Source organism: Kribbella sp. C-35 (assembly GCF_046549195.1).
Lineage (GTDB): Bacteria > Actinomycetota > Actinomycetes > Propionibacteriales > Kribbellaceae > Kribbella.
This window is the reverse complement of sequence record NZ_JAJPWG010000002.1, coordinates 831702-855034: the sequence shown is the minus strand read 5'-3', so window position 1 is coordinate 855034 and position 23333 is coordinate 831702. Positions and strand designations below refer to the sequence as shown.

21 protein-coding genes are annotated in these 23333 nt (G+C 68.5%); 11 read left to right on the top strand and 10 right to left on the bottom strand.

The genetic code is table 11. The features are described 5' to 3' along the window. Positions 1–3: 3 nt before the first annotated feature. Both ACLJOO_RS16575 and ACLJOO_RS16570 read right to left on the bottom strand, forming a co-directional pair. Positions 4–894 (bottom strand): peptidoglycan recognition family protein, encoded by an 891-nt coding sequence (locus ACLJOO_RS16575; RefSeq protein ID WP_410788054.1) that lies wholly within the window; start codon positions 892–894, stop codon positions 4–6. 123 nt (positions 895–1017) lie between these two features. Next, on the bottom strand, positions 1018–2067 hold the full coding sequence (locus ACLJOO_RS16570) for an LLM class flavin-dependent oxidoreductase (protein WP_410788053.1): 1050 nt from the start codon (positions 2065–2067) through the stop codon (positions 1018–1020). A 105-nt stretch (positions 2068–2172) separates the two neighbouring features. Between ACLJOO_RS16570 and ACLJOO_RS16565 the strand changes: the two genes are divergently transcribed. Next, on the top strand, positions 2173–3576 hold the full coding sequence (locus tag ACLJOO_RS16565) for a DUF2252 domain-containing protein (RefSeq protein WP_410788052.1): 1404 nt from the start codon (positions 2173–2175) through the stop codon (positions 3574–3576). Between the two features lie 128 nt (positions 3577–3704). Continuing rightward, on the top strand, positions 3705–5576 hold the full coding sequence (locus ACLJOO_RS16560) for a glycoside hydrolase family 76 protein (protein ID WP_410788051.1): 1872 nt from the start codon (positions 3705–3707) through the stop codon (positions 5574–5576). Here the strand turns inward: ACLJOO_RS16560 and ACLJOO_RS16555 are convergent. Beyond that, entirely contained in the window at positions 5573–6586 is a 1014-nt protein-coding gene (locus ACLJOO_RS16555) for an aldo/keto reductase (protein WP_410788050.1), read from the bottom strand. The two genes, ACLJOO_RS16560 and ACLJOO_RS16555, sit on opposite strands and share 4 nt — an antisense overlap. 108 nt (positions 6587–6694) lie before the next feature. On the opposite strand from ACLJOO_RS16555, the gene ACLJOO_RS16550 reads away from it, so the two are divergent. Then, positions 6695–7540, top strand: a complete 846-nt coding sequence (locus ACLJOO_RS16550) for a helix-turn-helix transcriptional regulator (RefSeq protein WP_410788049.1) — start codon at positions 6695–6697, stop codon at positions 7538–7540. On the opposite strand, the gene ACLJOO_RS16545 is transcribed toward ACLJOO_RS16550, so the two are convergent. After that, on the bottom strand, positions 7537–8127 hold the full coding sequence (locus ACLJOO_RS16545; RefSeq protein ID WP_410788048.1) for a TetR/AcrR family transcriptional regulator: 591 nt from the start codon (positions 8125–8127) through the stop codon (positions 7537–7539). The two genes, ACLJOO_RS16550 and ACLJOO_RS16545, sit on opposite strands and share 4 nt — an antisense overlap. 86 nt (positions 8128–8213) lie before the next feature. On the opposite strand from ACLJOO_RS16545, the gene ACLJOO_RS16540 reads away from it, so the two are divergent. After that, positions 8214–9095: an aldo/keto reductase gene (locus ACLJOO_RS16540; RefSeq protein ID WP_410788047.1), complete on the top strand. Its 882-nt coding sequence runs from the start codon at positions 8214–8216 to the stop codon at positions 9093–9095. Between the two features lie 268 nt (positions 9096–9363). Here ACLJOO_RS16540 and glnA read toward each other — a convergent pair whose 3' ends face one another. Then, positions 9364–10788, bottom strand: coding sequence for a type I glutamate--ammonia ligase (gene glnA, locus ACLJOO_RS16535; RefSeq protein ID WP_131342456.1), 1425 nt, complete (start codon positions 10786–10788; stop codon positions 9364–9366). Between the two features lie 190 nt (positions 10789–10978). Here glnA and ACLJOO_RS16530 point away from each other — a divergent pair, with 190 nt between their 5' ends. Continuing rightward, positions 10979–11440: an RDD family protein gene (locus ACLJOO_RS16530; RefSeq protein ID WP_410788046.1), complete on the top strand. Its 462-nt coding sequence runs from the start codon at positions 10979–10981 to the stop codon at positions 11438–11440. A gap of 7 nt (positions 11441–11447) precedes the next feature. On the opposite strand, the gene ACLJOO_RS16525 is transcribed toward ACLJOO_RS16530, so the two are convergent. From ACLJOO_RS16525 to lipA, 3 genes are all read right to left on the bottom strand, one after another. Next, positions 11448–12740, bottom strand: a complete 1293-nt coding sequence (locus tag ACLJOO_RS16525) for a class I SAM-dependent methyltransferase (protein ID WP_410788045.1) — start codon at positions 12738–12740, stop codon at positions 11448–11450. 161 nt (positions 12741–12901) lie between these two features. Next, the gene (locus tag ACLJOO_RS16520; protein WP_410788044.1) at positions 12902–13597 is read right to left on the bottom strand and encodes a DUF4191 domain-containing protein; all 696 of its coding nucleotides are present in this window, start codon (positions 13595–13597) and stop codon (positions 12902–12904) included. 14 nt (positions 13598–13611) lie between these two features. Beyond that, entirely contained in the window at positions 13612–14550 is a 939-nt protein-coding gene (gene lipA, locus ACLJOO_RS16515; protein ID WP_410788043.1) for a lipoyl synthase, read from the bottom strand. Between the two features lie 56 nt (positions 14551–14606). On the opposite strand from lipA, the gene ACLJOO_RS16510 reads away from it, so the two are divergent. The 5 genes from ACLJOO_RS16510 (at position 14607) to ACLJOO_RS16490 (ending at position 19898) form a co-directional block, all read left to right on the top strand. Then, entirely contained in the window at positions 14607–15980 is a 1374-nt protein-coding gene (locus tag ACLJOO_RS16510; protein WP_410788042.1) for a sensor histidine kinase, read from the top strand. Between the two features lie 4 nt (positions 15981–15984). After that, complete coding sequence (locus ACLJOO_RS16505; RefSeq protein ID WP_410788679.1) at positions 15985–16644, top strand: response regulator; 660 nt, start codon at positions 15985–15987, stop codon at positions 16642–16644. A gap of 131 nt (positions 16645–16775) precedes the next feature. After that, the gene (locus ACLJOO_RS16500; RefSeq protein ID WP_410788041.1) at positions 16776–17657 is read left to right on the top strand and encodes an ABC transporter ATP-binding protein; all 882 of its coding nucleotides are present in this window, start codon (positions 16776–16778) and stop codon (positions 17655–17657) included. Continuing rightward, positions 17654–18820, top strand: a complete 1167-nt coding sequence (locus ACLJOO_RS16495) for an ABC transporter permease (protein WP_410788040.1) — start codon at positions 17654–17656, stop codon at positions 18818–18820. The genes ACLJOO_RS16500 and ACLJOO_RS16495 overlap by 4 nt, the downstream gene beginning before the upstream one ends. 109 nt (positions 18821–18929) lie before the next feature. Continuing rightward, positions 18930–19898, top strand: a complete 969-nt coding sequence (locus ACLJOO_RS16490; protein ID WP_410788039.1) for a LysR family transcriptional regulator — start codon at positions 18930–18932, stop codon at positions 19896–19898. A gap of 6 nt (positions 19899–19904) precedes the next feature. On the opposite strand, the gene ACLJOO_RS16485 is transcribed toward ACLJOO_RS16490, so the two are convergent. Beyond that, complete coding sequence (locus tag ACLJOO_RS16485; protein WP_410788038.1) at positions 19905–21086, bottom strand: hypothetical protein; 1182 nt, start codon at positions 21084–21086, stop codon at positions 19905–19907. 86 nt (positions 21087–21172) lie between these two features. Here ACLJOO_RS16485 and ACLJOO_RS16480 point away from each other — a divergent pair, with 86 nt between their 5' ends. Then, positions 21173–22552, top strand: a complete 1380-nt coding sequence (locus tag ACLJOO_RS16480) for a sulfatase (protein ID WP_410788037.1) — start codon at positions 21173–21175, stop codon at positions 22550–22552. On the opposite strand, the gene lipB is transcribed toward ACLJOO_RS16480, so the two are convergent. After that, entirely contained in the window at positions 22534–23250 is a 717-nt protein-coding gene (gene lipB / locus ACLJOO_RS16475) for a lipoyl(octanoyl) transferase LipB (protein ID WP_410788036.1), read from the bottom strand. The genes ACLJOO_RS16480 and lipB overlap by 19 nt on opposite strands. Positions 23251–23333: the final 83 nt, after the last annotated feature.

Below are 23333 nucleotides of genomic sequence, written 5' to 3'. Positions count from 1 at the left end.
GGATCAGGCGGTCGGCTGGTCGCCGTTGGAGGCCGGCGGCTCTTCGGGAGCGGGGGTGTCCGGGAACGGGTCGAGGTCCGGGAGGCTGAGGTCCGGATCGGTGTTCGGGTCGGGGGCGGCCGGCTGCTCCGGAGCCGGGGCGCCGTCGACCTGCAGGCTCCTCGGGGCGGTCGCCCAGACCGCGGCGGCGGCACGGGCGGCATCGGCGGCGTCGGTCTGGCGCTCGTAGTTCTTGATGTCGAGCGCGTACGCCTTCACCACCGCGGACAGGTCCTTGCGCAGCTGCCGGTGCGTCCAGAGCGCGTAGGCCTGCGTCCGGGCCTCGATGAAGTTCTTCAGTTCCTGCATCTGGGCCGGGGTCATGTCGTCGTCCTCCGAGTGGCCGGGGGTGAATTCGCCGCGAGCGATCGCGGCGCGGGCGGGGTCGCCGGGGCAGTCGGTCGGCTCCGGGCGGACCGCGGAGTGCGGCCGGATCGCCGTACCGCGGGGAAAGATTCTGCGGAAGTCGGCGATCACTCCGCGGGCGGTCGCCTTCATCGCGGCCGACGGCTGCTCCCCGGTGACCAGGATCAGCAGAATCGCGCCGTACCGTTCGTTCACGTCGGTGTCGCCGTTGGCGCCGGACTGGGTCCGCAGACCGCGCAGCGTCCAGGCACGGCCGGCCTGGTCCACCGCGATCTGGTACGCGATGTCGGACCAGCCGCGGGTGTCCATGTGGTAGTCCTGCCAGCCACGCAACGCGGACGCGACCGCCGCCTTGGAGTGGATGACACTCGTCGATCCGGTCCCTGGCCAGTGGATGACCGCGCCTTCGACCCGCGACACGGTCAGGTTGCCCGGTCCGCCGTTCGGCGGGCGCGCGTTCCACGCGGACCGGGGCAGATATTCGACCATCAGTGCTCCTCACATGCCTCACAGCGCCACATACCCAGACTTGGCGCTCGGTAATCAACCGATCACACTCGGCATGCGTCCGTCAAGCGGTGATCACATCCAATCAGTCCAAGGGGTTCGACGTCAGGACAACAAGGGGAGTAGCTGGTCGCCGATGCGGATGATCTCGTCGCGGTACGGCGTGTCGGACAGGATGAAGTGGGTGATGCCGAGGTCGCGGTACTTGTCGAGCGACTTGGCGACGTCGTCGGGTGAGCCGACGAGCCACGTGGTGCCGGCGCCGCCACCGCCGTACTTGCCGGGAGCGGTGTAGAGGTTGTCGTCGAGGACCTCGCCGCGTTCGGCCAGATCGAGGAGGCGTTGCTGGCCGACCGCCTTGAACCAGCGCTTGTCCCGCGAGCCCTGCGATTCGGCCATCTTCGCGACCTTCGCCTCGGCGTCGGCCCAGGCCTCCTTGGTGGTGTCGCGGACGAGGGTGGTGATCCGCAGCCCGAACTCCAGCGGCGGATGCTCGCGACCTAGCTCGTTCTCCAGTTCGCGCAGTCGAGCGATCCGCGCGGCGACTCCGTCGAGCGGCTCACCCCAGAAGAGTTGTACGTCGGCGTCCGTCGCGGCGACTCGTTGCGCGGCATCCGACGCTCCACCGAAGTACAACCGGGGATGCGGACGGCCTTCCCGTACGACGGGACGTGTCGCGACTGTGGAGCCGGTGACGGAGAAGTACTCGCCGGCGTACGTCACGTCCTCCGCGGTCCACAGGCGCCGTACGAGTTGGAGGAATTCCTTGGTACGGGCGTACCGCTGCGGCTGGTCGCCCTCGCTGTCGCCGTACGCCGCGAGGTTGTCCTGGCCGGAGACGATGTTGATCAGCAGCCGCCCGCCGGTGAGCTGGTCGAGCGTGCTCGCCGCGGACGCGAAGTGGGCGGGATGCCAGTACCCGGGCCGGATCGCGGCCAGTGGCTGGAACGTCGTGGTCCGCGCGGCCAGTGCGGTCGCGACCGTGAACGTGTCGGGCCGGCCCCACCCGGTGCCGAGCAGCGCGCCGGACCACCCGTGGTCCTCGGTAAGCCGCGCCAGTTCGGTCAGCCGCTCGATGCTGTTGTGTCCCTGGACGGTGTCGTCCCCGCGGTGACCGGGGTCGACCTGGTTCGGGATGTACCAGAGAAAAGTCATGAGAAGCAGACTAAATCCACTTGATTAGTTGACTTTGAGGCGTCTCGCGGACTGGGCGTCGTGCCGGTGCTGGCACATTGCCGACCGGTGGGCGACGCTGACGGGGTGGGCGAACGGTTGAGTGTGAAGGAGCGGGCGGCGCGCGGGAAGGCCGAGCGCGAGAAGGTGCCGCTCGAGTCGCACGCCGACGTCGGGTCGAGCGACACCCGGGACCCGGTCGCGTTGCTGCTGACCCAGGCCGAGGGGCGGGTGCCGGCGCTGGTGCCGATCCGGCACGGACGGATGCTGGTGTCGCCGTTCACCTTCTACCGCGGTGCCGCGTTGATCATGGCCGCCGACCTGGCGCAGACGCCGGCGACAGGGCTCTCGGTGCAACTGTGCGGCGATGCGCATCTGTCGAACTTCGGCGCCTACGCGTCGCCCGAGCGGCGGCTGGTATTCGACATCAACGACTTCGACGAGACGCTGCCGGGCCCGTTCGAGTGGGACGTGAAGCGACTTGCGACGAGCTTCGTGGTGGCGGGGCGGGAGAACGGGTTCAGCGCGAAGCAATGCCGGACGGTCGCGTCGATCGCCGTACGGAGTTATCGCGAGGCGATGCGGGAGTTCGCGGGGCAGACGATTCTTTCGGTCTGGTACGCGCGACTGGACATCGAGGAGCTCGTCACGCGGTACAAGGCGACGCTGTCGTCGGGGAAGCGGAAGCGGAAGGTTTTCAAGGCGGCCGAGGGGAAGCTCGCGAAGGCGTACACCCGCGACAGCCTGCAGGCGATCGGGAAGCTCACCACGGGTGGCGGCGACGGGCGCCGGATCGTGTCGGACCCGCCGCTCGTCGTACCGATGGACGAGCTCACCGAGCTCGACGGGTCGCTGGTACTCGGGCGGCTGCAGGACCTCGTCGACGGCTATCGCGGCACGTTGCGGCCGGATCATCGGCACCTTTTCGACCACTTCCGGCTCAGCGACGTCGCGCACAAGGTCGTCGGCGTCGGCAGTGTCGGGACGCGCGCATGGATCATGCTGCTGGAGTCGACCGTGGCCGACGAAGCGCTGCTCCTGCAGGCGAAACAGGCCGGCCCGTCCGTGTTGTCGCCGTACGTCGTCGCTCCCTCGGATCACGCGAATCAAGGAGAGCGTGTGGTCGTGGGTCAGCGTCTGATGCAGGCCGCCAGCGACATCTTCCTCGGCTGGCTCCGCGCTGACGCCGCTGATGGCGAGCAGGACTACTACGTCCGCCAGTTGCGCGACTGGAAGATCTCCGCCGACATCGAAAACCTCAACCCCGACGCCATGACCCTGTACGCCCGACTCTGCGGCTGGACCCTCGCCCGTGCCCACGCCCGCTCGGGCGACCGCTTCGCCGTGGCCGCCTACCTCGGCAAGTCCACCCGCTTCGACCACGCCGTGACAGCCTTCGCCGCGACGTACGCCGACCAGAACAGTCGCGACCACAAAACCTTCACCGACGCGGTCGACTCCGGGCGGGTGCAGGCCCGGACCGGCGTCTGAACAAAGGCGGTAACAGGGCATTGACATCGTTGTCGGGGGCGACGACGATACCGTCTCGAAACGTTTCCAGACCGTCTTTCCAGCCCCTCGGTGAGCCGAGCCGCCATGAAGCATCTCGAGGAGATCGTGTGAATCGTCGTGTGCAGATTCTGAAGGTTCTGACGGCTGGGGCGATCCTGCTCGCCGCGGCCCTCGTGCCACAACCCGCCGGTGCGACCGGTGGGTCCGCCGGTGCAACGGCGACCGCGCGGGCGCGCGTCGCGGCCGACGTACTGATGGGCTCGTACGAGCCGAACAAGGCCTGGTTCCCGTCCTCCTGGTGGAACTCGGCCGTCGCATTGCAGACAATCGGCGACTACATGCAGCGCACCGGCGACCGGCGCTACCTGGGGCAGCTCGACAACACGTTCGAGAAGGACAAGGGCGTGTTCCCGGCCGGGTACCTGTCCGGCGACCCGCTGCTCGGCAACTTCACCAGCCGCGCCATCGACGACTCCGAGTGGTGGGGCCTGACCTGGATCCAGGCGTACGACCTGACCAAGAACCGCAAGTACCTCGACATGGCGATCACGATCGCGGAGTACGTCGAGGGCTACTGGGACCCGAGCTCGTGCGGCGGGGGAGTGTGGTGGGACGGCGAACGCACCTACAAGAACGCCGTCACCAACGGGCTCTGGATCCGCCTCACCGCCGAACTGCACAACCGCCTGCCGAACGACAAGCGCTGGCTCGGCCGTGCGCAGGAAGGCTGGAACTGGTTCACCGGCAGCGGCATGATCAACTCCGCCGGCCTCGTCAACGACGGCCTGAAGAGCAACTGCGAGAGCAACCGCGACACGGTCTGGAGCTACAACCAGGGCCTCGCGATCGGCGCCGGCCTCGAGCTGTGGCGTGCGACCCGCGACCCCAAACTGCTGACGACGGTACGGCGGCTGGCGGACGCCGCGATCGCTCCGGGCGGACTCGTGACCGACGGCGTCCTGACGGAGGCCTGCGATGCGCCGGGCCGCACGTGTGACGACAACGGCAAGCAGTTCAAGGGCATCTTCATGCGCTACTGGACGGATCTCGCCGACACCACGCACGACCGCCGGTACACCGACTTCGTTGCACAGCAGGCCGCAACGATCTGGGACAACAATCACGACGCGGCCGACCGGCTCGGGGTGCGGTGGTCCGGCGCGACCCCGAACGTCTTCGACTGGCGTACCCAGGCCAGTGCGTTGAGCGCCCTGATCGCCGCCGTACCGCAGACGCCGCCGGTGCGATCGTTGTCCGCGACAACCGATCCAGCGTTGCCCGTGGTGATGCCGGCGACTGGCTCTGCGACTCATTTGAAGGTGAAGGTCGGCGTACAGGCCACCGGTCCGGTGGGGGATCGGATCCAGGCCGTCGTTCAGGCAACCGCCCCGTCCGGCTGGACGGTCTCGCCGAGCCGGACGACCGTGACGCTGACGACGCGCGGCAACGCCGTACCGGTGGCCAAGTCGGTCGACCTCGACGTGACGATCCCCGCGGGTACTCCGGACGGCCTGCATTCGGTGACCGCGTCGGTGACGTCCGGGTCGCAACTGTCGTTCACGACCCGGTCCGACATTCTCATTGCGCACACCGCGGACTTCGACACCGGTACGGCGGCCGAGACGCCGTGGCTGTGGGACGCGGACGGGTCACAGAGCAACGGCGTGCAGAACCGGTTCGCCGACGGCCACTCGTACTTCGTCTACCGCTTCCCATTCCCGGCCGACACCACGTCGGCATCCGTATCGTTGACAATCGACAATCAGTTTGTCGTCCAGGTCAGCGGCGACGGGCAGAACTGGACCACGGTCGCGACCGAGACGACCCCGTACCACGACGGCGAGAACAAGGCGGTCCGCACCTTCGACCTGACGCCGCAACTCGGTGCCGACAAGGCCGGCTACGTCCGGATCTCCGACTCGTTCCCGGACGACGGCTGGGGCGGCCGGGTCTACCACGTGAACGCGACGTACAGCTAGGCCGCGGGTCGGTCCTCGAGCGTCCGGCGGCGCAGGGACGGGTTGAGGATGGGCGGGGTGTCGTAGTCCATGTCGAGGCGGCCGACGTCGGTGCCCGGTGGGACGATCTTGTCGATCTGATCGAGAACGTCGTCACCGAGTACGACGTCGGCGCCGGCCAGCGCGTCGTCCAGGTGGTCCATCGTGCGCGGGCCGATGATCGCGGACGTGACCGCCGGGTGCGCGATCGCGAACGCCATCGCCAGGTGGGTCAATTTGAGCCCGGCCGCGTCGGCGACCGGGATCAGCTGCTCGACGACTTCGAGCCGCCGCTCGTCGGACATATGCCGGAACATCGCCGTACGCCGAAGGTCCGCCGGCGCCCGTCCGGTCAGCTGACCCTGCGCAAGCGGGCTCCAGACGAGCGCGCCCATCCCGTACTTCTGCACGACGGGAAGCACCTCGCGCTCGATCCCGCGGTTGAGGATCGAGTACGGCGGTTGCTCGGTGCGGAACCGCTCCAGGCCACGCCGCTCCGCGACCCAGTGCGCCTCGACGAGCTCGCTGGCCGGCATCGTCGACGTACCGATCGCGCGCACCTTCCCGCTGCGGATCAGGTCGGTCAACGCCGACAGGGTCTCCTCGATGTCGGTGTCCGGATCCGGGCGGTGCATCTGGAAGAGGTCGATGTAGTCGGTCTGCAACCGGCGCAGCGAGTCCTCGACCGCGGTCATGATCCAGCGCCGGGAGTTGCCGCGCTGGTTCGGGTCGTCGCCCATCGGCAGGTGCGACTTGGTGGCCAGCACGATGTGTTCCCGGCGGCCCTTCAGCGCCTCGCCGACGATCTCCTCGGAACCGCCGTGCGAGTAGATGTCGGCGGTGTCGACGAAGTTGATCCCGGCATCGAGTGCCTTGTGGATGATCCGGATCGACTCCGCGCGGTCGTCGTTGCCGACGGCACCGAACATCATCGCGCCGAGCGCGTACGGGCTGACCTTGATACCGGTCCGGCCGAGCGTGCGGTAGTGCATGTGTTTCCTCCTTGGTGTTGTCTCCACCTTGGAGGTGCGGCCGGCCGTGGAGAAGGCCTACTTCGTCCACGGACAGGTTGTCCCTGGATAGCGCGCGGGACGTCACGCATGATGGAACGTGTGATCGATCGTGACGGCCTGGCCGACTTCCTCCGCCGTCGCCGCGGGCTGCTCCGGCCGGCGGACGTCGGCCTTCCGGACGGCGCACGACGCCGTACGCCGGGACTGCGCCGGGAAGAGGTCGCGCAGCTGGCCGGCATGTCGACGGACTACTACTCGCGGCTGGAGCAGTCCCGCGGCGCGAACCCGTCGGAGCCGATCGTCGCCGGCCTCGCCCGCGCACTGCGCTGCGACCTGGACGAGCGCGACCACCTGTACCACCTGGCCGGCCTCGCGCCGCCGCTCCGTCTGGCCGGCCGGCACCTCGGGCCGGGCCTGATCGGTCTGGTCGAACGACTCGCCGACATCCCGGTGTTCGTCGCCACCGACCTCGACGAGGTCCTCTGGCAGAACGCGCTCGCCGACGTCCTGATCGGCCGCCGCTCCGGCGCGGGCCGCGACCGGAACCTGACCTGGCTCTGGTTCACCGATCCGGCGATCCGCCAATTGTTCCCCGAGGAGGACTGGGACGCCCACTCGGCCGCCCATGTCGCCGACCTGCGCGGCACCTATTCACGCCGGATGGGCGATCACGACGTCACCAGCCTGGTCGACGCACTCGTCGAACACAGCGAGGAGTTCCGCGCGTTGTGGGACCTCCACGAGGTCGCCGTACGCCGCCTGCCCCGCAAGCGCTTCCTGAACCCGGAGGTCGGCGAACTCGACCTCACCTGCGAAACCCTCCTGACACCCGCAGCCGACGTACGAGTCCGCGCTTTCCTCCCCATCGAAGGCACCGACGCCCGCGAAAAACTCGACCTCCTCCGCGTCATCGGCACCCAGACCTTCGCCTAACGAGAGCGCAGGCCTGCAATCAGCAGCGCGAGCAGGCGCTCGGTCTGCTCCCGTTGCTGATCCGGATCGGCGGCGATCACGGCACCAGCCATCGCCGCGATGACGTCCCCCGGAGGTACGTCGCTCCGGATCACACCCGACGCCGCCCCGGCGTCGAGGAAGTGCGCGACTGCCGCGGTCAACCTGGCACGGGTGTCCGACTGCGTGACAGCGCCCGAGGCAACCATGGCCCGGAGGCTGACGCCCATCGCCCGCTTGGAGTCGACGAAGTCGATGTACCGGTGCATCCAGGCGAGCAGCGCCGCGTCCGCGGGACCTGAGTCGGCCATCGCCGGTGCGGCCGCGCACAAACGGGCCAGTTCCTGGTGGTATACCGCCTCGAGCAGTGCCTCCCGGGTGGGGAAGTGCCGGTAGAGCGTGGCGATGCCGACACCGGCGCGGGTGGCGACCCGGTCGAGCGAGAGGCGAGCCGGCTCGCCGTCGCGCGCGGCCAGGGCGAGGTCCGCCAGCTCCTCGCCGGCTGCCGCCACCACCTGCGCACGTTTCCGCGCCGCGTCGGCCCGCAACGGCCGTGTCTGCCCACCCATAAGTGGAGAAACCTCCATTTAGTGCTACGGTTGAGTTAACCGGAGAAAACTCCATTTAACCTCGACTCTACCTGAGGACACAGCTGATGACATCCGAACGACCGGGCGGCCCAGGTGGCATGGTCAAGCTCGGGCAGCACGAGATCGCGCGGATCGGGTACGGCGCGATGCAACTCGAACACGTCGACACTGCCGCGGCCGGCGCGGTCCTGCACCGCGCTGTGGAGCTCGGCATCAACCACCTCGACACCGCGTCGTTCTACGGGCACACCACGGTCAACGAACACATCCGGGCCGCCCTGCACCCGTACCCGGACGACCTGGTGATCGTGAGCAAGGTCGGCGCCCGCCGGGTGGACGCGCCGGTGCCGCTGGCCCTGGCGCAACGGCCGGAGCAGCTGAGGGAGCAGGTCCACCTCGACCTCACGTCGCTCGCTCTGGAGCAGGTGCCCGTGGTCAACCTCCGCCGGGCGGACCAAGGTCCCGGCCTCATTGCTTCCGGCGACGACGTCGTACCCCTGGATGACCAGCTCGCCGAACTGATTGCCCTCCGCAACGAAGGCCTGATCGGCGCGATCGGCCTCAGCAACATCAGCACCGAGCAGCTCGAGCAGGCGCTGCCCGCGGACATCGTCTGCGTCCAGAACGCCTACAGCCTCCTCGACCGCTCGTCCGAGCCCCAACTCCAACTCTGCGCAGCCAACGGCATCACGTGGATCCCGTACTTCCCGCTCGGCTCGGCCTTCGACCAGATCCCATCACCCACCGAGCACCCCGCCGTACAAGAAATCGCCACCCAACTCGGAGCCACCCCCGCAGCGATCTGCCTAGCCTGGATCCTCGCCCACGACGAACACACCGCCCTCATCCCCGGCACAGGCAGCATCACCCACCTCGAGGACAACCTCCGCGCCGCCAACCTCCACCTCGACCCCGAGGCGCTCGCAAAACTCGACGCCCTCTCCTAAGACAAAGCAGCCCACCCGGACGAACCGAGTGGGCTGCCGACATCCGGCTACGACTCAGATGCACCGGTGAGCGGGCGGTAACACCCAGGCGCCAACCTGCGATCACTCCAAGAAAGGGGTGCTGCAGCCGCACTTTGTGCACGGTTCGACCATGAAACGGCCCGTGAAATGGTCGAACCGTGCACAAAGTCGCGCTCTGCGGCCGTTGGGAACGTGCGAGAGCCGCATCCACCGGAGTGGACGCGGCTCTCGGAGAGTTGTTACGAACTCAGACGTCGTAGTAGAGCTCGAACTCGTGGGGGTGGGGGCGGAGCTGGATGGGGGCGATTTCGTTGTCGCGTTTGAGGTCGATCCAGGTTTCGATCAGGTCCTCGGTGAAGACGTCGCCCTCGAGGAGGAAGGCGTGGTCGGCCTCGAGTGCGTCGATCACGGCCGGGAGCGAGGTCGGGACCTGCGCGATGCCCGCGTGCTCCTCCGGCGGCAGCTCGTAGAGGTCCTTGTCGACCGGGTCGGCCGGCTCGATCTTGTTGCGGATACCGTCCAGGCCGGCCAGCAGCTGGGCCGCGAACGCCAGGTACGGGTTCGCCGACGGGTCGGGGCAGCGGAACTCGATCCGCTTCGCCTTCGGGTTCGAACCGGTGATCGGGATCCGGATGCAGGCCGAGCGGTTCCGGGACGAGTAGACCAGGTTGACCGGCGCCTCGAAGCCCGGCACCAGGCGGTGGTACGAGTTCACGGTCGGGTTCGTGAAGGCCAGCAGCGACGGGGCGTGCTTGAGCAGGCCGCCGATGTACCAGCGGGCGGTGTCGGACAGGCCGCCGTACCCGGACTCGTCGTAGAACAGCGGGTCGCCGTTGCTCCACAGCGACTGGTGGCAGTGCATGCCGGAGCCGTTGTCACCGAAGATCGGCTTCGGCATGAAGGTCGCGGTCTTGCCGGCCTTCCAGGCGGTGTTCTTGACGATGTACTTGAACTTCATCACGTCGTCGGCGGCCTTGAGCAGCTCGTCGAAGCGGAAGTTGATCTCCGCCTGACCCGCCGTACCGACCTCGTGGTGGGCGCGCTCGACGATCAGGCCGGACCGCTCCAGCGCCAGCGTGATGTCGTCGCGCAGCTCGCCGAAGTGGTCGGTCGGCGCGACCGGGAAGTAGCCACCCTTGTAGCGGACCTTGTAGCCGCGGTTGCCGCCGTCCTCGACCCGGCCGGTGTTCCAGGCGCCGGCGATCGAGTCGATCGAGTAGTGCGAGGAGTTCGCCTTGGTCTCGAACCGGACGTCGTCGAAGACGTAGAACTCGGCCTCGGGCGCGAAGAACGCGGTGTCCGCGATACCGGTCGACTTCAGGTACTCCTGCGCCTTGCGGGCGATGTTGCGCGGGTCACGCGAGTACGCCTCGCCGGTCAGCGGGTCGTGCACGAAGAAGTTGACCACCAGCGTCTTGGCGCTGCGGAACTCGTCGACGTACGCGCTGGTCGGGTCCGGCAGCAGCTTCATGTCGGACTCGTGGATCTGCTGGAAACCGCGGACCGACGAACCGTCGAAGGCGAGGCCGTCCTCGAACACCTCGGGACCGAACGACGACACCGGGACGGTGAAGTGCTGCATGATGCCTGGCAGGTCACAGAACCGGACATCGACGATCTCGACGCCCTCGTTCTTGACGTAGGCGAGCAGCTCCTCAGCGCTGGAAAACATACGTACTCCTAGGGTGGCTCAGAGATTGCATCTGAACGTAGGGCCCGCCGGTTTCTCCGTCGTGACCCTGATGTTTCGCGGATGTTACGCCCAGCGTGTCCGCGCTGACCCACTGGTGTACGGCGGTTACGCCCTGAGATCTCGCGGTCCGCGTGCGACCGTCCCCGGGTGTGTCCGTAGGCTAGACATCATGGCATCATCCGCGGCGGCCGCAACCGGACCCTCCGAAGAATTCCGTTACCCGGGCAATCGGCTGGGGCTTCCCGAGGCCGGTCCGGGCTCGGTGGCGACCTGGGGCCGCCGCCTGGTGGCGCTGCTGATCGATTGGCTGATCGCGGGTCTGATCGCGTCCGTGGTGATGGGCCGGCCGATGTGGGCGGGCGGTAGCGACTTCGGCGTGATGCACTCGGCCATCTTCGCCGCGACGACCGGGATCCTGACCGGTCTGGCGGGCGCCACCATCGGCCACCGGATCTGCGACCTGCGGGTGGTTCCGGTCCGCGACCGGAAGACGTACACCGCCCCGCCCGGTCTCGTGGCCGGAATCGTCCGCGCGCTGCTGGTCAGCCTGCTGATCCCCGCCGTGATCTTCGACCGCGACCGGCGCGGCCTGCACGACCTGGCGGCGCGGACGGTCGTCGTACTGCGTTAGACGACAGTTAGCGCCGCGTGAGCAGCAGCTGTACGTCGTCCAGGTACCCGGTGCGGAAGCCCGCCTCGGAGTACGCGAGGTAGAACTCCCACATCCGCCGGAACGTGTCGTCGAACCCGAGCGCCGCGATCGCCGGCCAGTGCTCGATGAACCGGTTCCGCCACACCCGCAGCGTCCGCGCGTAGTCCCCGCCGAGGTGGCGGATCACCTCCGCCCGCAGGCCGGTGTGCTGCGCGGTGACGTCCTCGATGACCTTGATCGACGGGATCAGCCCGCCGGGGAAGATGTACTTCTGCACCCAGGTGAAGGTGTTCCGGGTCGCGAGCATCCGCTCGTGCGGCATCACGATCGCCTGGACGACGCCGACCCCGCCGGGCGCGAGCCGCCGCTCGATCGCGTCGAAGTACACCGGCCAGTACTTCTCGCCGACCGCCTCGATCATTTCCACACTCAGTACGGCGTCGAACTCGCCGATCTGGTCGCGGTAGTCGCGGAGCGCGACCTGCACCCGGTCACCGACGCCCGCTTCGGCGATCTTGCGCTGTGCCAGCAAGGCCTGCTGCGAGGCGATCGTGATCGCCGTCACCCAGGCGCCACGCTGCGCGGCACGGATCGCCAGGCTCGCCCAGCCGCAGCCGATGTCGAGCACCCGTGACCCGGACCGCACCCCGGCCGCGTCGAGGATCGAGTCGAGCTTGCGCAGCTGGGCGGCGGAGAGTTCGTCGTACGACGCCGTCGCGAGATCGGCCGTCGGATCGCCGCCGAAGTACGCCGCGGAATAGGTCAGCGTCGGATCCAGGAACTCCGCGAACATCGGGTTGCTCAGGTCGTAGTGCCGGCTGATGTTCTCCCGGGCGCCGGCCCGGTCGTTCTCCTGCTCGCCCGGCTGCGACCGGGTGACCAGCCAGCGCAGCGACTGCGCCCACTTCGGCAGCAGATGCCGGGTCTCCTCGTTGCTGAACCGCTCGGCGAACGGGACCAGCAGATCGGCCAGGTCGGTGCCCGGCTCCGGGTCCCAGTCGCCGGCCAGGTACGCCTCGCCGAACCCGGACCCGGCGTCCTGACCGAGCCGGTCCAGGAACGCCGACGTACGGTGCACCCGCATGGCGGGGCCGCCGAGGCCGAACGAGCGGTTGCGGTCCAGGTGGATCGTGGCCGGGAGATCCTTGGCGATCAGCCGGATCGCGGTCGCAGCGCCGTACCGACGGACCGGGTTCGACCGTGGCCGGGCCAGTGTCGGCCAGGTCTCGGTCTCCGGCGCGTGCACGGGATGCTGCACGCGCGGCATCACATCCGTCATCTCTACCCCTGTATCGATCCGTCCTGGTCGCACCTTAAGGCCAACCAGCCACCCCACAGCGCGACACGGAGGCACACACGTGCCACGTCACGACAGATCAACTGCCTGAGCGGCCACCGGGTTACCGGCGTCTCACTCAGAGATATCCCCCAGCCGAGATTCTAGCGGCCGCGCATCGCCTGGCGGGCGCCCTTGAGACTCGTCGGCACCGGACCCTTCGGCATCGGCACCTGCGGACGGACCGCGTCCAGTGCCTTCAGCCGCTGCAGCAGGTCGGTGATCTCCGACGGCTGCAGGACAGCCGGCAGCTTCATCACGTACTTGGTCAGCTTGCGGATGTCGATCTCGCCCTCGCCCTTGCCGGCGATGATCTGGGTCACCGGCGCGCCACCCGCGACCCGGTTGTGCTTCTTGGCCTCGGCCGCGAGCAGGTTCTTCACCCGGCTCGGCTGCCCCTCGCCGACCAGGATGATGCCGGGCTTGCCGACCACCCGGTGGACGATGTCGGAGTTCTTGGTGACCGCGACCGCGGGGTCCACGCTCCAGCCGCGGCGCAGCGTCTGCAGCGCGGACGCGGCCGCACCGGCCTGGCCCTCGATCTGGCTGTACGCCGCCTTCTCGACCTTGCGGCCGAAGACGATCGTGGCGGCCAGGAAACCGAGTGCGACGCCGAGCGGGATCCACACCAGCAGCGGCCCCACCAGGAAGCCGCCGAGCACGGCCAGCCCGACGATGCCGAGGAAGATCCCGGCGAGCACCAGGCCGACCAGCGGCTCGGACTTCCGGGTCAGCTTGTACGCCGAAACGATCTGCTTGAGCCTGCTGGTCTTCTCTTCGGGCGCGTCGTTCTTGGCCATCTCTACCTTGTCCTCTATGCCTGTGCGGCGTTCATACGTGACTCAACGGCCTGACGGTACAGCCGTCCGGCGCGGTACGAGGACCGTACCAGCGGACCGGACATGACTCCGGCGAAACCGATCTCCTGCGCCTCGGCGTCCAGCTCCACGAACTCCTCGGGCCTCACCCAGCGCTCGACCGGGTGGTGCCGCACCGAGGGCCGCAGGTACTGCGTGATCGTGATGATCTCGCAGCCTGCCGCGTGCAGGTCCTTCAGTGCCTGGCTGACCTCGTCGCGGGTCTCGCCCATACCGAGGATCAGGTTCGACTTGGTGACCAGCCCGTAGTCGCGGGCCTGGGTGATGACGTCCAGCGAGCGCTCGTACCGGAAACCGGGCCGGATCCGGCGGAAGATCCGCGGCACCGTCTCGACGTTGTGCGCGAACACCTCCGGCCGCGACGAGAACACCTCGGCGAGCTGCTCGGGTACGGCGTTGAAGTCCGGCGCGAGCATCTCCACACCGGTGCCCGGGTTCAGCTCGTGGATCTGGCGGATCGTCTCGGCGTACAGCCAGGCGCCGCCGTCGTCCAGGTCGTCGCGGGCCACACCGGTCACGGTCGCGTAGCGCAGACCCATGGTGCGGACCGACTCGGCGACGCGCCGCGGCTCGTCGCGGTCCAGAGCCTCCGGCTTGCCGGTGTCGATCTGGCAGAAGTCACAGCGCCGGGTGCACTGGTCGCCACCGATGAGGAACGTGGCCTCACGGTCCTCCCAGCACTCGAAGATGTTCGGGCAGCCGGCTTCCTGGCACACCGTGTGCAGCTGCTCGGACTTCACGAGCTTCTGCAGCGCCTGGTACTCCAGGCCCATCTTGGCGCGGGTCTTGATCCACTCGGGTTTGCGCTCGATCGGGGTCTCCGCGTTGCGCACCTCGAGCCTGAGCAGTTTCCGTCCTTCTGGGGCGATGGTCACGCCCTCAAGGGTACGCGTCCCCGCTCAGGGCCGTTCCACCCGTACGCTGATGAGCTATGTCCACGGTTGACCTGCGTACGGATGCCGAACCGGTCACACCGCCGGCGTCCGGTACTGCGTCCGGTACGGCGGCACGCGGCTGGACCCGTCCCGGGCCGACGGCTCGCGAGCAGCGGTACGACGTACTGCTCGGTCTCGGGATGGCGGCCGCGGGCCTGCTCGGGACCGAACTCGCCCGCGGCGCCTCGCCGACGCACGTGGACCTGGGCATCGGCGGGATCGAGCCGTACGTGCTGAGCGCAGCCTCCGCGTTGCCGCTGTGCTTCCGGCGCCGGTGGCCGATCCCGGTGCTGCTGGTGGTCGCGGTCCTGTTCGTGGTGAACGGGCAGCGGGCGATGTTCTCGTTCGCGGGCAACCTGGTCACCCAGGCGACGATGTTCATGGCGATCTACGCGGCGGTCGCGTGGGCGCGGGACCGGCGGCTGATGAAGGCCGCGAACGCGGTCGTGTTCATCGGTATGTTCGGCTGGCTGGCGCTCAACTTCGTCAAGGCGCTGCGGAACAACGCGATCGAAGGGCCGAACCATGCCCTGTTCTCGCCGTACGTCTCCAGCGTGGTCATGGCCGTCGCGCTGAACGTCCTGTACTTCTTCGGCGCGTACTTCTGGGGCCGGACCGCGTGGGCGACCGCGCGGCAGCGGTTCGAGCTCGAGCAGCAGGCGACCGAGCTCGCGGCGCAGCAGGACGCGAACTCACGGCGTGCGGTGATCGACGAGCGGCTGCGGATCTCCCGCGAGCTGCACGACGTCGTCGCCCACCACATCAGCAGCATCGGCATCCAGGCCGGCGGCGCCCGGCGGGTGATGGACACCGACCCGGACGCCGCGAAGAACGCGCTGAACGTGATCGAGGAGTCCAGCCGGAGCGCGGTGAACGAGATGCGCCAACTGCTCGGCATGCTCCGCTCGGCGGACCCCGACCTCGACGTCGGTACGCCGGACCCCAAAGAGCCGCAGGCCGGCGCGGACCGGCTGCCGGCGCTGATCGCGGAGGCGAACAGCCTGGGCCTGGAGGTCGGCTTCCACCAGATCGGGTCGCCGGCCGAGCTGCCCAAGACCGTGTCGGTGTCGGTGTACCGGATCGCCCAGGAAGCGCTCGCGAACGTCCGGAAACACTCGACGGCTCGCAGCGCTCACGTCACACTGCGTTACCTCGGTGACGCGGTCGAGCTCGAGGTCCTCGACGACGGCCGCCCGAAACATGCCCCGGTCGGGAGCCGGCTAGGCCATGTCGGGATCCGCGAACGGGTCAGCCTGCTCGGCGGCGAGAGCGAGATCGGCCCGCGTCCCGTGGGAGGATTCCGCGTCCGGGTCCGGATCCCATTGGATCCGCAGAACCGTCCATTGGCTGGGGGAGAAGCGCGTGAGTGACCCGATGCGGGTGCTGCTGGTCGACGATCAGGATTTGGTGCGGGCCGGGTTCCGGATGATCTTGTCGGTCGAGCCGGAGATCGAGGTGGTCGGCGAGGCCGCGGACGGCGAGAAGGCGATCGAGCTGGCGCTGGCGTTGCGGCCGGACGTCGTACTGATGGATGTCCAGATGCCCGGCATGGACGGGATCACGGCGACGCAGCGGATCGTCGCGGAGGACGCCGGAAAGGTCGTCATCCTCACCACCTTCGACCGCGACGACTACCTCTTCGAGTCGCTCGGGGCCGGCGCGAGCGGATTCCTGCTCAAGAACACCGCGCCCGAGGACCTGGTGGAGGCGATCCAGGTCGTGCACTCCGGGCACGCGCTGCTCGCGCCCGAGGTGACCCGGCGGGTGATCAAGCGATTCACCGGCAAGGGGGAGCGGGTGTACCGGCCGGACCTGCTCGCGGAGCTGACCGAGCGGGAGCGTGAGGTGCTCGGGCTGATCGCCCGCGGGCTGACCAACACCGAGATCGCCAACCAGCTGTTCGTCGGCGAGGCGACGGTCAAGACCCACGTATCCCGCGTGCTGCTGAAACTCGGCCTGCGCGACCGCGTCCAGGCGGTCGTGTTCGCGTACGAATGCGGCCTCGTCACCCCGGGCGATGACCCGACCGGCTGATCCATCCGTCGTACGGATGACGCCGGTGATCACCCTCACGGGCGACGTGCCGGCATACCTCGGCTGACTAGCTTTGGGAGGGTCGGGCGAGTGTCCGGCTGGGGGCTGAAAGCTGATGGGAACGGTGACACATGCTGAGGGTGGCTGGGCTCACCCGGCGGTTCGGTGATCATCTGGCGCTGGACGACGTGACCTTCGACGTCGTACCGGGACGGATGACCGGATTCGTCGGGGCCAACGGGGCCGGGAAGACGACGACGATGCGGATCATCCTCGGGGTCCTGGCCGCGACGGCCGGCGAGGTGCGGTGGCAGGACAAGCCGCTGACGCAGGACGTACGCCGGGACTTCGGCTACATGCCCGAGGAACGCGGGCTGTACCCGAAGATGAAGATCCGCGACCAGCTGGTGTTCTTCGGCCGGCTGCACGGGCTCGACCCGGAGCGCGCCGCCGCGCGGACCGACAAGATCCTCGGGCGGCTCGGGCTGGCCGAGCGCGCTACCGACATACTCGAGACGCTGTCGCTGGGGAACCAGCAGCGGGTGCAGATCGCGGCAGCGCTGGTGCACGAGCCGATCGCGCTGGTGCTCGACGAGCCGTTCAGCGGCCTCGACCCGCTCGCCGTCGACGCGATGGTCGACCTGCTCCGCGAGGAGGTGACGCCCGAGGTGCCGGTGCTGTTCTCGAGTCATCAGCTCGACCTGGTCGAGCGGCTGTGCGACGACCTAGTCGTACTGTCTCGCGGCAAGGTCGTCGCCGCGGGCGCGGTGTCCGAGCTGGCGGCCGGGCCTACGTCGACGTACCGCCTGGTGGTGGACGGCGACGCCGGGTGGCTGCGTGACGTGCGGGGCATCCAGGTGCGCGATGTGGCCGGCGGTACGGCGTTGTTCGACGTACTGGACGGAGCCGTGGAGCAGAAGATCCTGCAGGAGGCGCTGACCCGCGGACCGGTGCTCGAGTTCGGGCCGGAGCGGGTGGCGTTGAGCGACGTCTTCCGGGAGGCGACCCGATGAAGACACTGGACAAGCCGTGGGTGCTGATCGCGGAGCGCGAGATCACCACGAAGCTGCGGGACAAGACGTTCATCGGCTCGACGCTGGTGATGCTGCTGATCGTGATGGTTGCGGTGATCCTGCCCGCGATCCTCGCCGGCAAGGGCGGACCGGACAAGATCGCGGTCATCGACGACGCGAGCCAGAAGGTCGTTCAGACGGCGTCGGTGACGGCAGGCGGCGACGGTTACGAAGCGACGCGTTTCTCCGACCGACCGGCCGCTGAGAAGGCTGTGACCGACGGCAAGGTGAAGGCCGCGCTGCTGCCGGACGCCGATGGGTACGTCGTCCTCGGCAAGGACCGCGTCGACTCGGGGGTCGAGGGTGCCCTGCGCGAAGCGGCCGCGGCCGTCGGGATGGAAGCGAACGCCGGGAAGGCGGGACTGACCCCGACGGAGTTGCACGCCGGCACGAAGGTCTCGTTGCAACTGCTGAACCCGGGACCGTTGCCGGACATCGTCTCCGACTTCGTGAACATCGGGCTGGCGCTGGTGTTCTACATGACCGCGCTCGGCTTCGGGATGATGATTGCGCAGAGCGTCGTCCAGGAGAAGGAGAGCCGGGTTGTCGAGATCCTGGCCGCCGCGGTGCCGATCCGGTCGCTGCTGTGGGGGAAGGTGCTGGGCAACACGGTGCTGGCGCTGAGCCAGATCGTGGTGATCGCGGCTGCGTCGCTGATCGGGTTGCTCGCCACCGACCAGGCCGACATCCTCGAGGTGGTCACGCCGGTCGCCGGGTGGTTCGTGGTGTTCTTCGTGCTCGGGTTCGTCGCGCTGGCCGGGCTGTGGGCGGTCGCCGGTTCGCTGGCGACGCGGCAGGAGGACCTCGGGTCGACCACGCTGCCGGGCCAGATGATCCTGATGATTCCGTTCTTCTTCTCGGTGTTCGCGGGGTCGTCGGCCAAGACCGTGGCGTCGTTCGTCCCGATCGCGTCGTCGATGTCGATGCCGGGCCGGATGCTCACCGAGGACGTGCCGGTCTGGCAGCCGCTGGTCGCGATCGCGCTGCTGCTGGCCGCGACCGTGCTGATCGTCCGGATGGGCGCGCGGCTGTACGAGCGCACCCTGCTGCAGACCGGCCGCCGTCTCGGTTACCGCGAGGCCCTGGCGCTCGAATCGAAGTAGCACATCGTCACGACCGGGCCCGGCGTTACAGCTCCGGGCCCGGCTGTGACGAAACCGCAATGTAGGGTCGCTGTGTGCTGTGTGTAGACCTCGACTACGGTCTCAACGCATGAACGTTGAGCTGCGCCACCTGCGGGTGGTGGTCCTGGTGGCAGAAGCGGGTTCCGTCGGACGGGCCGCCCGCTGGCTCAAAGTCAGCCAGCCGAGCCTGACCGCGCAGCTGAAACGGATCGAGGCCGCGTTCGGCGGTGAGCTGTTCGAACGCTCCCGCACCGGCGTGAAGCCGACTCCGCTCGGCCGGTACGCCGTTGACCGCGCGCGAGCCATCCTGGTCGACGTCGACCACCTGTCGGCGACCGTGTCCGCGATGACCGCGGTCGAGTCGTCCGCGGTCCGGCTCGGCGGGTTCCCGACCGCGCCGATGTCCGGGATCGCGTCCCGGCTCCGCGCGCACGGTGAGATCGAGCAGGTGAGCATCGAGGTCGAGTGGTCCACCAGCGTGCTCTTGCAGCAGTTGGAGAGCGGGCGGCTCGACTTCGCGTTATTGCGGGAGTTCCCGGGGTTCGAGCTGCGGCTGCCGGCCGGGGTCGAGTCCACCACGGTCGTCGAATCCGAGTCGGCGTACGTCGCCTTGTCGGCGGACCACCCGGTGGCGGAGGCGACGCGGGCGCGGGGTGAGGTCGACCTGGCGTTGTTGTCGGGCGAGGAGTGGATCGGTGAGCCGCCGGACGACAGCGGGTTCCATGTGCTGTTCCGGGCGGCGTGTGAGGCGGCTGGGTTCCAGCCTCGGGTCGAGCATCACTCGGTCGACACGTCGGTGCTGATGGGGTTCGTGACCAGTGGTCAGGGCGTGGCGCTCATCTCGCCCACGTCGTACCGGATGCTCTCGGCGGACGTCACTACTCGCACCCTGGTGGGTGACCCGATTCACCGGAAGTTGGTGCTCGCGTGGAGCACCGACTCACCGCGGGCCCAGATGGCGGGCGACGTGCTGCAGATGGCGAGCGAGGCGTACGACGAGGCCATCACCGAGCACGCGCGCCGGGATCAGCACCAGCAGCGCATGCACGTCGCTTGAGCCCGTTCAGGCGGGCTTGACCACCGGATTCTCGAACGCGAGGTGGAACTCCCCGGTGTCCTCCGGGTCCTCCATCCGCTCCCGATACTGAGACCCCACCTGCTCCCGAGGCGAAACCCTCCGCTCCGCTTTCTTCTCCTCCACCGGCTCGGCCTTCTCAACCGGCTGAGTCTCTTCGACCGGCTGAGTCTCTTCGACCGGCGAGGCGGCCTGCGGCTCGGGCTTCACCGGCTGGGTTTCCTCAACGGGCGCGGCTGCCTCGGGCTTGGCTTCCACCGGTTGAGCCTCTTCCACCGGCGCGACCGCCTCGGGCGTCGCCTCCATCGGCTGAGTCTCCTCGACCGGCGCGGCTGCCTGCGGCTTGGCCTCCACTGGCTGGGTCTCCTCAACCGCCTGTGGCTTGGTTTCTACCGGCTGGGTTTCGTCTGTCGGCTCGCTTACCTCGGCTGCCGGGGTCGCCTGCGCAACCGGCTCCTCTGCTGCCGGAGGTGGTGCGATGACTGTTTCCTCGCCGGGGTAGTTGCTTTCGGCATCTGCTTCGGGGAATTGCCGCGTGTGCTCGAACTCCTCCGCCTCGCTCGCCGGGAACTGGCGCGTCTGGTCGTCGGCCTGGTTCCGCGGTTGGGCCGGCTCGGGCTCGTCGAACAGGTCGTCGTACCGCGTGTGACTCTCGTACGCCGCCGGCGCCTGATAGGTGCCTCCGGCAACCGGATACACGGCCGCGACGTCCGCCTCCTGCTGCGCCTGCGCCGCTTCCTGCTCGCGCTGCAGCCGCTCGGCGTCGACCCGCTCGCGCCGCCGGCGCTGGACGCCGCGGACGATCAGCTGGATCGCGTACACCAGCGAGATCACCCCGAGGATCGGCACCACGCCGTTCAGCGTGTACTGCTTCGACCCCTCGATCATCCCGTTCGTGACGCCGGGGACGTCGTTCAGGAAGTTCGTGGTCCGGTTCGGGATCCAGAGCCAGCAGTAGATCAGGGCGCCGAAGGCGATGAACGCCCCCAGCGCGCCGGCGCCGGAGAAGTACGACACCACGGCCCAGAAGATCAGCGCGCCGATGCCGAAGGCAAGCGCCATCCCCTTCGCGTTCAGCTCGATACCACCCGGCGCCGCGAGGACTCCGAACACGGCCGGTCCGGCCAGAGCAACAGCTACGCCGAGCAAGAACCCGAGAAACTTGGTCACACCCCCAAGGTAGCGACGAACTGCCGTCACACCGTGCAGACACTTCGGCACACGCCGACAGGCAACCGCTTGCCTAAGCTAGGGCCATGCGCCCACCCAACATTCTGCTGATCGTTTCCGACGACCACGGGTACGCCGACCGCGGTGGACTCGGTGTGCACTCCGACGTACGCACTCCGGCGCTGGACCGGCTGGCCGCGGAGGGAGTGAGCTGCACCGACGCCTACGTGACAGCGCCGATCTGCAGCCCGTCACGGGCCTCGATCATCTCCGGGCGGTACCAGCAGCGGTGGGGCGGCCAATGGTTCGACTCGGCCGCGTTCCCACCGGACGACGTACCGACGCTCGCGGAGATCCTGCGCGACCAGGGGTACCGGACGGCGTACTTCGGCAAGGTGCACTACGGCAAAGAGGACGTGGGGGACAGGGCGTGTCCGCCGCACCACGGGTTCGAGGAGACGCTGTACGGGCTGGCAGGGCAGTCCTTCGGGCGGCTGAACTACCTGCATCACTCTGACGAGTCGGTCGAGTCGTACGGTCAGCCGGCCGCGCACCACATGGCTGTGCAGCCGCTGCTGTCAGGGGACGAGCCAGTTGAGCTTGAGGGCTTTCTGACCGCGGAGTTCGGTCGCCGCGCCGCTGAGTTCATGGATGCGGAGGACGAGCGGCCGTACTTCTGCATGGTGGCGTTCAACGCCGTACACAACTTCTGCTGGCAGCTGCCGGACGCCGAGCTGGAAGCGCGTGGGCTCCCGGCCTTCCGCGACTGGTCACCGGAAGCGGACGGACCCTTCATGGAGTGGTACGACGACGTGATCGTGCCGAATCTGCCGCACGGGCGTGAGTACTACCTCGCCCAGCTGGAGCTGATGGACGCGGAGATCGGGCGGCTGCTCGACGTGGCGGGCGACGACACGATCGTCGTGTACGTGACGGACAACGGCGGGTCGACCTGCAATTTCGGCGACAACGCGCCGTTGCGCGGGACGAAGTACACGTTGTGGGACGGCGGCATCCGCATCCCGATGCTCTGGCGCTGGCCGGACCAGTTGCCGGCGGGACGTCGTACGGACGCACTCGTCAGCACGATGGACCTGGTCCCGACGCTGGCCGCGGCGGCGGGCGCGACCGTGGACGGTGCCGACGGCATCGACATCCTGCCCGTGCTGGCCGGGACCGCCGAGGCGGCGCACGAGAACCTGCACTGGGACTGCGGGTTCCAGTGGGCGGTGCGGTCGGGGGAGTGGAAGCTCAGTTGGGTGGCCGACGACGCCAACACCAGGCACCTGCGAGACTACGAGCACGCGCCGATGGGGGAGGGCTGGTTCCTCGCGAAACTGGCCGATGACATCGGCGAGCAGACCAACCACCTGTCAGCGCAGCCGGAGATCGCCGACCAGTTGCGCTTGTTGCACGCCGATTGGCGTGCGGAGGTCGGGCTCGAGGCTCAGACAGTCAATCCGTAGGTGATCGCGGTCGGCGGCTCCTCGTGGTGATCGATGTCCGGGCTGCGCTCGTACTCGTTCCAGGCGAGGAGCTCGTCGAGGTGCCGGCGTACTGACTCGAGGACCTCGGTGGTCGTGACCTCGCGGCCGAGCTCCTTGGAGAGCGTGGTCACGTCGGCGTCCGAGATGCCGCACGGGACGATTCGGTCGAACCAAGCCAGGTCGTTGTTGCAGTTCAGCGCGAAGCCGTGCATGGTCACGCCCTGCGCGACCCGGATGCCGATCGCGGCGATCTTCCGCTCCCGGCCGCGGTCGTCGGCCGCGACCCAGACGCCGCTGCGGCCCTTGACCCGGCCGGTCTTCACACCGAGCTCGGCGCAGACGCCGATCAGCGCCTCCTCGAGCCGCCGGACGTAGTCGACGACGTAGACGTGTGAGGCGAGCTTGACGATCGGGTACCCGACCAGTTGCCCGGGGCCGTGCCAGGTGATCTTGCCGCCGCGGTCCACGTCGACCACCGGCGTACCGTCCATCGGTCGCTCGTGCGGCTCGGTGCGCTTGCCTGCCGTGTAGACCGGCGGGTGTTCGAGCAGGATCACCGTGTCCGATCCGGTGCCCTCGGCAACCTCCGTGTGCAGTCGTCGCTGCTCGGCCCACGCGGTCTCGTAGTCCACCGCGTCGGCGCCGAATCCAGCTTCCACGTACCTGATAGCCCTCACGCCTTCGAGTGTAGGCGGCGGCTGATCGGGACCGGTGCCCTGGGCTGTGGATAACTTCGACGGGCGAGGTCGCGATCGGTGCA

Excerpts from the sequence above, each read along its gene's own strand:
- ACLJOO_RS16530 (WP_410788046.1), top strand. The coding sequence starts at position 10,979 with ATGGCATCATCCGCGGCGGCCGCAACCGGACCCTCCGAAGAATTCCGT.
- ACLJOO_RS16490 (WP_410788039.1), top strand. The coding sequence starts at position 18,930 with ATGAACGTTGAGCTGCGCCACCTGCGGGTGGTGGTCCTGGTGGCAGAA.
- ACLJOO_RS16505 (WP_410788679.1), top strand. The coding sequence starts at position 15,985 with ATGCGGGTGCTGCTGGTCGACGATCAGGATTTGGTGCGGGCCGGGTTC.
- ACLJOO_RS16480 (WP_410788037.1), top strand. The coding sequence starts at position 21,173 with ATGCGCCCACCCAACATTCTGCTGATCGTTTCCGACGACCACGGGTAC.
- ACLJOO_RS16550 (WP_410788049.1), top strand. The coding sequence starts at position 6,695 with ATGATGGAACGTGTGATCGATCGTGACGGCCTGGCCGACTTCCTCCGC.
- ACLJOO_RS16545 (WP_410788048.1), bottom strand. The coding sequence starts at position 8,127 with ATGGGTGGGCAGACACGGCCGTTGCGGGCCGACGCGGCGCGGAAACGT.
- ACLJOO_RS16575 (WP_410788054.1), bottom strand. The coding sequence starts at position 894 with ATGGTCGAATATCTGCCCCGGTCCGCGTGGAACGCGCGCCCGCCGAAC.
- glnA (WP_131342456.1), bottom strand. The coding sequence starts at position 10,788 with ATGTTTTCCAGCGCTGAGGAGCTGCTCGCCTACGTCAAGAACGAGGGC.
- ACLJOO_RS16540 (WP_410788047.1), top strand. The coding sequence starts at position 8,214 with ATGACATCCGAACGACCGGGCGGCCCAGGTGGCATGGTCAAGCTCGGG.
- ACLJOO_RS16495 (WP_410788040.1), top strand. The coding sequence starts at position 17,654 with ATGAAGACACTGGACAAGCCGTGGGTGCTGATCGCGGAGCGCGAGATC.
- ACLJOO_RS16500 (WP_410788041.1), top strand. The coding sequence starts at position 16,776 with ATGCTGAGGGTGGCTGGGCTCACCCGGCGGTTCGGTGATCATCTGGCG.
- ACLJOO_RS16570 (WP_410788053.1), bottom strand. The coding sequence starts at position 2,067 with ATGACTTTTCTCTGGTACATCCCGAACCAGGTCGACCCCGGTCACCGC.
- ACLJOO_RS16520 (WP_410788044.1), bottom strand. The coding sequence starts at position 13,597 with ATGGCCAAGAACGACGCGCCCGAAGAGAAGACCAGCAGGCTCAAGCAG.
- ACLJOO_RS16510 (WP_410788042.1), top strand. The coding sequence starts at position 14,607 with ATGTCCACGGTTGACCTGCGTACGGATGCCGAACCGGTCACACCGCCG.
- ACLJOO_RS16525 (WP_410788045.1), bottom strand. The coding sequence starts at position 12,740 with ATGACGGATGTGATGCCGCGCGTGCAGCATCCCGTGCACGCGCCGGAG.
- ACLJOO_RS16555 (WP_410788050.1), bottom strand. The coding sequence starts at position 6,586 with ATGCACTACCGCACGCTCGGCCGGACCGGTATCAAGGTCAGCCCGTAC.